Consider the following 12,984-nt stretch of genomic DNA (forward strand, 5'->3'; position numbering starts at 1 on the left):
AAGAAGGTAGATTTTGGCAGGCAGGCTGCCAAAATCAACATCACATAAAAGCTAGAGATGAAATTTTTCGCCGGGCGAAAAATAACTACATATTATTTAAAGCATTTAGTCATAGTAACTGGTTCTGCTACTGGAGTGTAGATTGTAATGCTTCTTCAAAACACTTTTGATTCTTGCTTGGGAAAAATCTTTTCCGCACCACTCATAAATTCCTTTTTTAGTTACAGGAACGGCTGGAAAAAGCAGGCGAAACTCTTCGATACTTCGGTGAATAGCATCCGCAGAATTTTCTCGATGACCACACTCGGTGCAGGTCCTGCATTGTCGTGATGTCGTGTACTTAAAGGAAAAGCATTCGCTGCACATGATTCCTTTCTTTAAATCTTTGTCCGAATAGTCCGGTAAGTTCGTCGGTCGGTACGAAGCGTTGTGTTGAGCGATTAGTGTGTTTGCTAATTCCAAATTGCTGGTTTCTTCTTTGCAGGATATGGTTGCCAGATGCCTGTCCAGCTGACCGGCGAATAGAATGGCTGGATGTTTAGGTAAGTCATAAATATAGAAGCCCGGGTTGATATAGACAACATAGGGGATAATTCCGACTTTGTAGCCGCTATTTAACAGATAATTGTGAAGATAGGACCGTTTGCGTGCACCTGACTCACGGGATTCTGAAGCAGATGACCCGTTTCAGAACAGATATCACCATCTCTATAGAAGTATGAACCTGAGTAGTTTTTTACTTCGTAAAGATAGAGTTGAGTATCTGTTGTTTATGGCAAGATAAAAATACATAAGATTGTAGGGTGAAAGTACACAACTCTGCAGATGGCAAAATGCAAAATAAAAAGCCATTGCGAGGCACCTGAAAATCCTCTAAAGTTAGAGTTCCTACACTTTAACTGGAGGTATTGAAAGGTATGCTCGCAATGACTGATATTAATACTATCAAAAATTTAAGAAATAATCACGATAAATCGATTGATCACATAAGAAAAGAACTTGGAGTGAATTGGCGCACTGCTAAAAAATACGCCGATGGTAATAATTTTCCAAAGAAGAAAAAAATAGAGAAAACAGGCATGATGTATGAAGAAAAATGGGGAGATATTTTAACGCTATGGCTTGTCGAAGATGCCAAGTTACCGAAGAAAAAACGACGTACAAACGTAGCTTATCACCGTGAATTGAAAGAACTTGATTTCCCTGGGTCCTATCGGACTGTTTGTGTATTTGTCCAAGACTGGCGTTCTACTCACAATGATAAGGGGGCTGTAGATAAAGGATTTGAACGTCTGGAACATCCCCCAGCAGATGCACAGCTAGACTTTGGAACAATGGAAGTCGAACATGAAGGATCATTTAAAGATGTAAAAACGTTGGTAATGACCTTCCCGTTTAGTAATGTGGGTTTTGCGGTTGCGTTACCTGCAGAGAATCAGGAATGTTTATTTGAAGGCATGACTCAATTGTTTCATCAAATTGGCGGTGTGCCGAAAGTCATTCGAATCGATAATATGTCCACTGCTGTTACGGAGAGAAAATCAAAATACAAACCTGCTGTATTAACCGATGCTTATCTTCGCTTCGCCACTCATTACCGTTTCAACACGCAAGTATGTAATCCACGCAGCGGAAATGAAAAAGGAAGTGTTGAAAACAAAGTGGGTTATATACGTTATAACTTTTTCCCTACAAGCCCGTCAATGAAAGATTTTGCTTCTTTGAATGAGAAACTGAGGATCCAATTAATTGAAGACAGAGATCGAAATCATTATGAAAAAAACGTCTCCATCAGTGAGTTATGGGAAGAAGAAAAAACTGAACTACTGGCTCTTCCTGATGTGCCTTATCCCGTCTTTAAAGAGATCGAATGCAAGGCAAACAAGTATAACGAAATCAAACTCGATCAAACACTCATTCACGTGCCTAAGGCACGAAATCACACTAAAATATATGCTGTTTTAACAGCTGAGACTTACACATTTTACAGTGGTTCTGGTGACATAATAGCTGAAGGTGATCGCCCTTATATGTTTAAAAAACGACCGATTGACTGGGTTTCCATCTTATTGGACTGGCGTAAAAAACTTCGTTCAATGGAGTACTCACGTTACTGGAAATATCTACCGGAGCGGATCAAATTATACTTAACTCATAATGACTGGAAGGTACAAGCCGAACGTGTCGATATACTTATTAATTTACTCGTTACTAAAGATATGAAACAAATCAACGAAAGATTCTATGAATTAATAGGGGTTGAACCGAGTTCCGATTCTTACAATGTGGATTGGAACAGTTATGATGCGTTAGGAATTTTTCCCAAGGAGGTAGTATAAGTAATGGATCACGCTTACTTAGAAGAACTGTGTAAAAGCCTCCGGCTCTCTCATATACCAAAAGTCGTTGATACGGATGGATTTGATTCAAAAGAGGATTGGTTACTTTTCCTCTTGAAAAATGAACTTCAAAGTCGTGAAGAAGCGAAAACGATTCGCCTCTATAAACAATCTAAGTTACCAAACAGGCGGACGCTATCCACTTATGAATGGCATCGTCAGATTTCGCTTCCTAGCCCGACGACAAAAGAAGAACTGACTAGTCTGTCTTTTATCAAACAATGTGAAAATGCTGTTTTTGTAGGAACACCTGGCACAGGAAAAACTCACTTAGCATGTGCCTTAGGCACATTAGCTACAGAAAACGGTATAGATACACGCTTCTGGCGCGTATCTGACCTAGTCAGTGAGCTAGAACGTCAATGGAAAAATAACACACTAGATACTTTTAAAAAGCGTTTTGACAAGGTTAAACTGATTATTTTAGATGAAATGGGGTATGTTCCGTTTACGAAAGAAGGAGCGGAACTTCTATTTCAGCTGATTAGCGATTGGTACGAGACGAAAAGCGTCATTATTACTAGTAATCTAGAATTTAGTCAATGGAATAAAGTCTTCATTGACGCTCGTCTGACAGCCGCATTGGTTGATCGACTGATTCACCACGCTCATATATTAAGCTTTACCGGTGAGAGTTTTCGACTAAAGAATGCATTATCCAAACAAAAATAACTAAAAGAATCTTTCAGGTGCAAAATTGTGTAGTTTATCGCTGCAATGTTGTGTAGAAAAGTCTTGCAAAATACATCTGTGATTAAAAGTGCATCGATCTGGTAGTGGGTATCTCGGGTACTCAGCAGCAAATCGGTGATGACGATCCCCGGAACTGAATCCTCTTTCAACTCTTTATCAAATTGGAGTTCGCCAGTATAACCTTTGAGCTGGTTATCGTATTGAAGTTTCTCGTTCGAAGATAAAACTGTTCGAGCATTAAGCGATTCTAAAACACGGTGACTGACAGATTTCGTGCGTTCTTTAAGTATCAATTCGTTTAGCTCCTTTATAAGTTGTTACTATTAATATATGCAAACGAATCAAAAACTCACGAAAATAGTTGGATCGATTTTTATGTTTGATAGAAATAGTGTCAGAAGACCATTAAAATAGAACGATTTTGGAAGCCTAGCTGACAAAATTTACAGCCTTGTATTTAAAGAGAGATGGCATTTTTCGACAAGCTAAAAATCACTGCATTAATCTTGAGAAAAACGAATTTGGTACAAATACGCAATAAAATTCAGCTCACTTGTGCCGAGACTGCCTATATCGATCCACCTTTTCAAGCGATGGTAAATAAAGAAACATTTTCAAAAAATTGGAAAGCTAATATAAGAAAATATGAATAAGTATATGCACTAAAATACCCGCATCCACGTCTCAGAGCGGGTTTTTTAGTGCATTATTAATTTGATTGGAAGGTATTTTTGAGAAGATTTTGGCAGCTGAGCTGACAAAATTATCAACATTGTTACCAACGTAGTCTTATTTGGAACAAGTGGTAAAAGAAAGTTAGCTCACTTATCTTGCAAAGTGGTTTACGGTACAAGTAGCTGTTTTAACTCAGGGTTACTTGTACCAAGACTGCTTATTCGGAACAACTGGACAGGGATTCTGATATCACTTGTACCTCAACTGAAATACCTTGACCCAGAATGTTCATATGTAGATTATAAATAATACTGTGGTACGATCATTGTATTAATCGGGACTGCTCAGTATACTTAAAGACGAGGAGTGATTATTATGGAGACAGCTAAGCTACGCAAGCAAGGCAGATCAGTTGTTGTGACGATACCAGCTTCTGAAGTAAAGGGAATTGATATAAACTCAGAATACATCGTTAAAAAGGATGAACACGGGATTATTATGTTGATTCCTAAACTTGACAATCCATTCAAAAATGCGAAGCCTGGAGAATATTATGAAGAGGATATATGGGAAGCTAGGAAACCGACTGGAAAAGAAATAGGGTAGATTTCAGGCATTAAGTATATTCTATGCAAAGGTGCTAGTATCTCAACTAAAAATACTGGTTTATTCTACGAGAAAATGCATGTTTAATGAAAAGACATAAAGAAAGGAGGTATTGGCAGCTGAGCTGCCAATACCTCCAACTTTTTTCCACTTAAAGATTGATATGAGATTTTTCGCCCGGCGAAAAATAACTGCATTGATCTAAAAAAGACGGTATTCGGTACAAGTGACAAAATAAATGAAGCTCACTTGTGCCGAATACCGATTTGCGGGACAAGTGGATGCAGATTATCTCGTCATTTGTACCGAGACTGCTTATTCGGAACAAGTTGATGATTATTTATCCTTCACTTGTACCGAAAAGAACAAAAAGCTTATTAGGAAAGTAGATTTTGGCAGGTGAGCTGACAAAATCATCTAATCAAAACATTTTTAATACCCGAATAGACTAGATAGGAAGACTTGTATTGCACTCTTTCTAGAACAAACTGAATAATGATGAAACTGCTCAATCAATATAAGTATCTTGAGCAGTTTCTTTGACTTTAATTAAATACGAGTAGTCTTTCAAAAAGGTGTCTCATTGTGATTCGTTTCATTTGAACATTTAAACCTTATAGTGGTAATATCAAGTTAAATAAGGACAAAAGTTAGGAGGTGAAAAGAATAATGTCAGGAAAGTTTATTCATAATAAAGCGCCTCTTCTGATGGTCATGTCACCTTTAGTATTTGCAATGGCGGGCTGTAGCGCAGAAGAGATGCAGGACGAAGCAGACATAGTAGAAGAAGTCAGTCGTGTAGATGAAGTGGCCGCAGAAAATGAGCCGGAAGAGACCGAACAAATCGAAGAAACCGTGGTCGAAGAAGAGGAAGAAGCGTCGGAAGAACTGGACGAAGAAGAGAACGTTGAAGAAGAACCGGAAGTTGAAGAGCCAGAGACCGAAGCAGAACCGGAGGAAGAAACAACAGCGGAGTTGGGTAAGCGAACCAACCCGGTCCCATTAAATGAATCGATTCAGTTCACTGTTCAAATCGTTGATTATGAAGCGGAGGAGTATAACCCCGAGGAAGGTCTTTTAGAAGTGACGTTGAGCAACCCCGTGACCGGAGACGACGCTTATGCGTTCCTTCTGGAAGAAAATCAGTTCAATGAAGAAGCACCCGAAGGCTATGAATGGATCGTGTTCGATATCGAGGCCACTTTGCTGGAAGGCGACGAGAACATACCGTATATGCCGATGCCGACGATCTCGACCGTATCCGAAAGCGGCGCGGAATCGCCAGACGGACATTATGCCACGCTGAATAATGAATTCGGTTACATCGACTTGTTTGACGGCGGAACGACCAGCGGCAAGCAGGCTGCGATCGCACCGGTCGACGAGCCGTATCTGATCAAATGGTCCGAAGAGAGCACCGTGTTCTTTGATATAAAAGCAGGGGACGACCGTGGGGATGATGATCAGGAAGCAGACACTGAAACCGAAGAGGCAGTTGCAGAGGAACCTGTCGAAGCTGAAGTGGAGGAAACCGAAGAAGCTGAGGAAGAATTGATCCAGGACGAAATGGTCGAGCCTGAGCGCATCGAAGGAATAGGCGAAGGAAACATACTAGAACCGGAAGTCATCGTGGAATTCCTGCAGGACGATGAAATAGGTCAGACGGCTGATATTCATTACGACGAAGATATGGTGGCCGTTGCCGTCACCCCGCATGATACGGCGATCGCCGATGCCTTCGTGTTCTCGGATATGCCTGAAGTCAAGGAAGAGTTTGAGCTTATGCTCAACAGTTTTATCTATTTGAGCGAAGTGGTCTATGAAGCAAGCGAAGTCGGCGTCATCTTACTGAACCCACTGGACGATGACTATATTCTGTTGTGGCTGGAAGACGGTCTCGTCTTATATAATGCCGCAGATGACTTATAAAGATAATAGAGGAAAAGGGCCTCAACTATGGGGCCTTCTTTTCATACATAGGGTGACAGATGTGCTATACTTTTAGATAACTCACACATACACGAACGGATATAAGGAGAGAATATTATGGAAAAAAAGATACTCACTGGACTTGTGCTGGGGGCCGGTCTGATGCTGTCAGGGTGCAGTCAGGTGGAGCCGATACTGGATGATGTCATTGAAGAGGAACTGTCCCAGACGACCGACGAAATCAGGAACGAGACAATCGATGAAGACGGCTATTACAGTTCTCCGGAAGACGTGGCTTTATATATCCATACATACGATGAATTGCCGGACAATTACCTGACTAAAGAAGAAGCACGTGATCTGGGCTGGGAAGCGAGTGAAGGGAATCTGTGGGAAGTGACCGACGAGATGCTGATCGGCGGGGATGAGTTTGGGAACCGCGAAGGTCTGCTTCCTGAAGAAGAGGGACGGGACTACTTCGAAGCTGATGTCAATTATGAAGGCGGCTACCGCGGAGCCGAGCGTCTCGTATATTCCAACGACGGTCTGATATACTATACCGATGATCATTACGACAGTTTCCAGCAGCTATATGGGGAGGACGAATAGATGAGAACAGTAAAATTAGACGGTGAGCGCATGACAAACAGAGAAGCTACCCATCGCTATATCCAGGAACAGCTTGATATCCCCAGTTACTTCGGCTACAACCTCGATGCCTTATATGATGCCTTGAGTGTTTATGACAAAGATTTGTCGATCATACTGATCAACAGACCCGAACTCATGGAGCACCTGGGTCCATACGCCGAACGACTGATTCAGACTTTTGTGGATGTCGAGAAAGTGAATCGGAACGTTGGGTTTAAGGTGATTTAAGAGATGAAATTTTTCGCCGGGCGAAAAATAGCAACTTAATTAAAGAAGTTAATACTAATTACACGAAAACTCCTGAAGATCAGTGCTGATCTTCAGGAGTTTCTGTATTTGTTCAGGCCACTTCTTAAGATACAGCAGAAAAAGCTCTGATATGATGTTTATCTTGTCAGTCGCCTGACAAAATATCCACTTAGAATTAACTTTGTGGTGATTAAACAACTGTCTTAGTACCTATTATCAGTCACTGCGTCTGCATTACTTGATACTTGAGGAGAACCTTCCTCTACAGCATCCGGATGAATAGGTATCTCCGTATGATTCTTAGCCAGCAGCTTCTTAAATGTGATAAAGAAGACGATAACGGTGATCGTGACGGACAAAAAGTCAGCGATCGGTTCAGACAGGAGGACCGCAAAGACTTTATTCTCCATGAACTGCGGAAGGATATAAATCAGTGGAATCAGCAGTATGATCTTTCTGAGCAGGGCAAGAATCAATGACTGGCGTGCCTGCCCTAATGCGATCAGGGTCTGCTGGGTGGCGATTTGAGCACCTAAGACAAAGACGACGGCCATATACACATTGATGGAGGCGATCGTTGTTTCCATCAATACAGGGTCAGTTGTAAAGAACCGGATCAAGAAGCGTGGGGTCAGTTTCATGACCAGCCAGAACAATGTCGAATAGCCCATGGACAATCCCAACAGCCAGGTGAAGGCTTTTTTGACGCGCTCGTTATTTTGAGCCCCATAATTATAGCTGATGATCGGCTGCGCCCCCTGCGTGAGTCCCATGAGTGGCAGCATCAAAGCCTGCATAAGGCTGGCGATGATCGTCATGGCGCCGACGTTGATGTCACCACCATAAGTTGACAGGGCCGTATTGAATGAAATGTTGAGTAAACTCTCGGTACTCTGCATGATGAAGGGCGAAATCCCTAGACTCAATACACCGATCGCAAAGCCTTTATTGACTTTCAGATGTTCCTTTTTGATTTTCAAAGTCGTCTTTTTGCCTAACAGGAAGTGTAGGACATAAATGGCCGACATCATTTGCGAGATAACTGTAGCGATCGCTGCACCTTGCACGCCCATATCGAAGCCATAAATCAGGAGCGGGTCGAGGACGATGTTGAAGACCGCTCCGATCAGTACAGCGAGCATACTTTCTTTAGCAAAGCCTTGAGCCGAGATGAAAGGCGTCAAGCCTAGAGCAAGCTGGACAAAGATTGTTCCCAGTGTATAAAGCTTCATGTAGTCCCAGGCAAAAGGCAGTGTCTCAGCACTGGCACCGAAGAGGACCAGGAGCTGTTCACCGAATGCTAGGAACAGTACCGTTAGCGTGATGGAAATCAAAACCAGCATCACAACACTGGTGCCTAAAATTCGTTCGCCGTCTTTCTTGTTGCCTTGTCCCATTTTAATAGAAGCTAAAGGTGCGCCGCCCATACCGATGAAGTAACTGAACGCCATGATGAGCATGACGATCGGGAAGGCGACACCGACACCGGTCAAAGCCAAGGAGCCGACTTCCGGGATATGGCCGATAAACATGCGGTCGACCACATTGTAAAGCATGTTGATGAGCTGAGCGACGATGTTCGGGATAGATAAGGTTAAGAGCAATTTCCCGACGTTTTCTGTACGCAGACGCTCTTCAGTATTTGACATCTTCATTTAATCGTTCTCCTTTAAATCAATTATTTAGTTGTTGTCTTCGATGTTTAGTATCAGTCGAGCGAACTGATTTAAGTAGTCTCGGTTAGCCTGATTATCTTCAGGGAAGGAAATCGTCAGCCGTAGAATGGTACTAACTAGTGTTTCCTGGATCCGTCGTCGAGTCTGTTCGCTGTAAGACTTGTCGGTTTCGCCAGAGAGTTCTTTAAAGAGCGCATCATAGCGCGAGAATAGACCGTTCACTATTTTCTGATTCACGTCATCTCTGATGACTTTCTGACGGATCAGTTCATGACCAACAGCTTTTCGTTGGCTCATTTCAGAATACAGCGTATCGTGAAAGGCCAGCCACTTGGTTAAACTGTCCTGAGATCCATTTAAAACATCGTCCAATACTTGAAAAGACTGACTCCAGCTGTACTGGATCGCTTTGGAAATCAGTTCCTCCCGGTCTGGAAAGTAGTTGTATAGTGTTCCGACGGCTATTCCGCTGTCCTTGGCGATTCGCTTCATATTAAGCTGATCGATACCGTCAGTCGTCATGACCGCCATAACGGCTTTTAATACTAACTGTTCAACATCTTTAATAATTTTGGGCATAAAAAAGCACCACCTAATTTTTGTTGGGTTTATTATGAATATAAATTCATTTTAAATGAAAACAAAAATGAAAGCAACTGGTTTTCTGAAAACGACCTGAAATTATAGTATTCGGAACATGTTTGATGAATATAGCGAGTCACTTGTGCCGAATAGAATTAAACAGAACAACTGACCGAATACTTTTAATCTACTTGTACCGAAAATGTTATACAGCACAAGTAGTAGCAATTAACTGTTACACTTGTCCCATAATATTGTAAATATTAATGAAATGAATCGAGATTAAAAGTATACTAGAGTATATATACTTATTCGAAGACATATACGTAATTTGTGTTTATCAATCAAGACATTTTTTAATAGAAGAGGGAGATCAATGCTTTTAATACCACTAATGATTGTTCTTTTGGCAGTCACCATCATATTATTACCAAGTTATTTGAAATTTATAAATACTTCATATGAAAAAGCGAGTGGGAACAGTTTTTTTGAAACATTTTCAAATAAAGGAAATTGGGGAGAATTTAAGATATATGCTAAGCTGGAAACTATTCAGATAAAAAAATACTTGATGACAAATCTTTATATACCAACTGAAAAAGGTCATACGACTGAAGTCGATTTGATTATGATCAACCAGAGAGGGATTTTTGTTTTTGAGTCAAAGAATTATAGTGGTTGGATATTTGGAGCTGAAAACCGTAAACAGTGGATGCAGACGTTTAGGAATGGCATCAAAAATCAGTTTTTCAATCCGATATGGCAGAATAAGGGACACGTTAAAGCCTTAATGACAGCAAGCGGTTTAGAGAATTCAAATTATTATTACTCTTATATCGTATTTGGTGACGACTGTACTTTAAAAGATGTCACTGTTCTGTCTAATGAAGTCAAAGTCATTAAGCAAAGTCAGATGACACCATACTTAATTAGGGATTTAAAGTCCATGCCATCTATACTTACATATCAGCAAGTTGATACGATCTATGCTAATTTAAAAAGATATCAATTGGCAGATGATGCAACAAAAGCACTTCATGTTGAAAAGCTGAAAGCTATTCATAATAAATAATTTAATAGATTATAAAGGGGAGAAAACGATGGGATTTAACAATGATGACTACTTAAAGGGGCAGATCACCAAGCAGTACCGTGATCCGAAAGAATCGTCGGTGAAACAGACACTGGACTATGAACCGTTTGAAGTGGATGAGACGCTGATGGAAAAAGTCACTGATAGTGATATCGAAACGCTGCAGTCATTCGTTCGCGACGGGGAAGCGACTTATGCTGATATCGCCAAGTGTTATTGGAACCAGGTTTTAAAATATAAAGAGTATAATGCTGTGATCGCCTTGAATCACGACATGGTGAAACAGGTAGAGGCCTTAACTTATGATGAAGCTAACGACTTGATGTACGGTATGCCTGTATTGGTCAAGGACAATATCGCTACAAAAGATATGCCCACGACTGCCGGTGCAGCTGTACTGAAAGACTATCAGCCAGAAAAAGATGCCGAAATCATCAAGCGGCTGAGAGATAAAGGGGCGCTGATCTTGGGCAAGACCAATTTATCCGAGTGGGCCAACTTCATGTCGACCGACAGCTCGAACGGGTATTCAGCCATCGGCGGACAGACAAAAAATGCATACGGCGAGTTTGATGTGGGCGGCTCAAGTTCTGGAAGTTCGGTGGCTGCCGCTCTTGGCATGGCACCAGTCACGATCGGTTCAGAAACATCGGGATCCATCATCTATCCGGCGAGTCAGAATGGTGTGGTGGGACTCAAACCGTCATTGAGGCTGGTTTCTCAAGACGGGATCATCCCGATTTCAGAAACACACGATACGTCGGGACCCATCACACGTACTGTCAAGGATGCGGCAGTTTTACTCCAGTCGATGACTGATTTGGAAGAAACAGCTGACTGGGATGCTGAAAGTTTATCCGGTGTCAAAGTTGGCATCATAGACAACGAGACCGTAAAAGCCGTATACCGGTCTGAAGATGAAGAAATATTATCCAAAGTCAAAGGTGAATTGAATGAAGCAGGGGCAGATGTTTCTTCTATAGAAATCGATGAAGAAGGGTTCAACGTCAATTACCTCAACATTCTAAAATATGAATTCAACTTGGGGGTTGCATCCTATTTTGAGTCCAGTGCCTTTACTTTAGATAACGTTCTGGCTTTCAACCAGCAGAATGAAGAGGACTTTGCACCATACAACCAGGAGCTGATCCGCCAATCAATCGAAGAAACCTACACCGATGAGGAAATGGCGGAAACGATAAGACAGAACCAACGATCGGCCAGGAAAGCCTTGGATAAAGCATTTGAATCTGTCGATCTTATAGTTACTTTGAGCAACTATGCGACAGTGCTGTACGCTGCGGCGGGCTATCCGGCGGTAACACTACCTGGGCACAAACGCTTGAGTGGCGAACCGGTCGGGGTGACTTTTATCGGCAAAGCAGATCAGGACATGACACTTCTTGAATGGGCGTATGCTTATGAACAGCATCTAAAATCATGAAAACAGCTCATCTTTGTAGCTAAACCGTATGCTTTGATGTCTATTTCGTCAATTGCTATAATTAAGATAGTGAAGAACTAAGACAGGAGGAATTATTGTGGCAGAGAATGTATTAAGAGACCGTATATTGGAAATTTACAAGAGTGATGACGGGATCAACGAAAAGATCGCTGAACTGAAACCGGCTTTTCCAGATGGCGAGATCATCGACGACGTAGAAAAACTTTTCGATGAAGGAAAACTCGAACTGCGTTCAGACGATGATTCCGGCAAGAAAGCCTTCCTGGATCGTCCCGAAGGCAGTCAGGAAATCACTTATTTCTACCCTGAGAAACTGAAGTACAAAGGCTAAACCTTATGATTTAAAGAAGTGGCATCGGTGAGTGTAAGCTCGCTGATGCCACTTCTTCGTATGTGAGGGATTTTTGTTGGTTTGCGCAGGGTTTACGACAGACTCAACGAAAGAAGTGGGGTGGGTTTGTCGTTTTGAGGCAGTAAAGACAGACTGGCAAAGAACTGGCGTCTGACCTTGTCCTTTTCTTCGCGAAATGACAAGCTTACAAAAATTTTGACTATGAGTTGGTCATTCTACAAGGAAAATGACAGAGTCAAGGTCGATGAAGTGGGTGAGTTGACCTTTTACGGATGCGGATGACAGACTGACCGCTTACCAAAGCTGTGACTCTGTCATTTCTGAATAAAAACGGCAAAGCCATACCTGATTATTTCGCGACTTTGTCATTTTGATCCGTAGATGGCCAGGACAGAAAAATTTAGTAGCTGAGTTAGTCATTCTGATCCCTAGATAACCAGGTCAGAAAAGTATGATAGCTGAGTTCGTCATTTCTGACATGGGGAAGGGGACAAGTGCTGACTCACTAAAGGTATGGTCAGCGAGTACGACATCCCAAGCTTGAAAATGTTCACTTGTGTAAGTAAATAGAAGTGAGCAAGACATTTCAGAAGGAAAAATGCTGAGCCAGCATT

At 41.7% G+C, this 12,984-nt stretch carries 11 protein-coding genes; 9 read left to right on the forward strand and 2 right to left on the reverse strand.

Annotated features, from left to right (window positions below; genetic code table 11):
• The first annotated feature begins 917 nt into the window (after nt 1-917).
• The 6 genes from istA (at nt 918) to AB4027_RS04890 (ending at nt 7,181) form a co-directional block, all read left to right on the forward strand.
• A complete protein-coding gene (gene istA / locus AB4027_RS04865; protein ID WP_368646215.1) occupies nt 918-2,339 on the forward strand; it encodes an IS21 family transposase in 1,422 nt (473 codons plus the stop codon).
• 3 nt (nt 2,340-2,342) lie between these two features.
• Nucleotides 2,343-3,071 carry an IS21-like element helper ATPase IstB gene (gene istB, locus AB4027_RS04870; RefSeq protein WP_368646216.1) on the forward strand — a complete coding sequence of 243 codons (729 nt, stop codon included), beginning with the start codon at nt 2,343-2,345 and terminating at the stop codon, nt 3,069-3,071.
• Nucleotides 3,072-4,142: 1,071 nt separating this feature from the next.
• Nucleotides 4,143-4,373, forward strand: coding sequence for an AbrB family transcriptional regulator (locus tag AB4027_RS04875; RefSeq protein ID WP_368646217.1), 231 nt, complete (start codon nt 4,143-4,145; stop codon nt 4,371-4,373).
• Nucleotides 4,374-5,042: 669 nt separating this feature from the next.
• On the forward strand, nt 5,043-6,302 hold the full coding sequence (locus tag AB4027_RS04880) for a hypothetical protein (protein ID WP_368646218.1): 1,260 nt from the start codon (nt 5,043-5,045) through the stop codon (nt 6,300-6,302).
• 117 nt (nt 6,303-6,419) lie between these two features.
• Nucleotides 6,420-6,911, forward strand: coding sequence for a ribonuclease domain-containing protein (locus AB4027_RS04885; RefSeq protein WP_368646219.1), 492 nt, complete (start codon nt 6,420-6,422; stop codon nt 6,909-6,911).
• On the forward strand, nt 6,912-7,181 hold the full coding sequence (locus tag AB4027_RS04890) for a barstar family protein (protein ID WP_368646220.1): 270 nt from the start codon (nt 6,912-6,914) through the stop codon (nt 7,179-7,181).
• A gap of 224 nt (nt 7,182-7,405) precedes the next feature.
• On the opposite strand, the gene AB4027_RS04895 is transcribed toward AB4027_RS04890, so the two are convergent.
• Together AB4027_RS04895 and AB4027_RS04900 are read right to left on the reverse strand one after the other, a co-directional pair.
• Nucleotides 7,406-8,857, reverse strand: a complete 1,452-nt coding sequence (locus tag AB4027_RS04895; RefSeq protein ID WP_368646221.1) for an MATE family efflux transporter — start codon at nt 8,855-8,857, stop codon at nt 7,406-7,408.
• 27 nt (nt 8,858-8,884) lie between these two features.
• Nucleotides 8,885-9,457 carry a TetR/AcrR family transcriptional regulator gene (locus AB4027_RS04900; RefSeq protein WP_368646222.1) on the reverse strand — a complete coding sequence of 191 codons (573 nt, stop codon included), beginning with the start codon at nt 9,455-9,457 and terminating at the stop codon, nt 8,885-8,887.
• Between the two features lie 379 nt (nt 9,458-9,836).
• Between AB4027_RS04900 and AB4027_RS04905 the strand changes: the two genes are divergently transcribed.
• The 3 genes from AB4027_RS04905 to AB4027_RS04915 all read left to right on the forward strand — a co-directional run bounded on the left by AB4027_RS04905 (nt 9,837) and on the right by AB4027_RS04915 (nt 12,349).
• Nucleotides 9,837-10,532, forward strand: coding sequence for a nuclease-related domain-containing protein (locus AB4027_RS04905; RefSeq protein ID WP_368646223.1), 696 nt, complete (start codon nt 9,837-9,839; stop codon nt 10,530-10,532).
• Between the two features lie 28 nt (nt 10,533-10,560).
• Nucleotides 10,561-11,997 (forward strand): amidase family protein, encoded by a 1,437-nt coding sequence (locus tag AB4027_RS04910; protein ID WP_368646224.1) that lies wholly within the window; start codon nt 10,561-10,563, stop codon nt 11,995-11,997.
• A gap of 97 nt (nt 11,998-12,094) precedes the next feature.
• The gene (locus AB4027_RS04915; protein ID WP_368646225.1) at nt 12,095-12,349 is read left to right on the forward strand and encodes a hypothetical protein; all 255 of its coding nucleotides are present in this window, start codon (nt 12,095-12,097) and stop codon (nt 12,347-12,349) included.
• The last annotated feature ends 635 nt before the right edge of the window (nt 12,350-12,984 follow it).

Origin of the sequence: Alkalibacterium putridalgicola (assembly GCF_040959045.1) — a bacterium.
GTDB lineage: Bacteria > Bacillota > Bacilli > Lactobacillales > Carnobacteriaceae_A > Alkalibacterium > Alkalibacterium putridalgicola.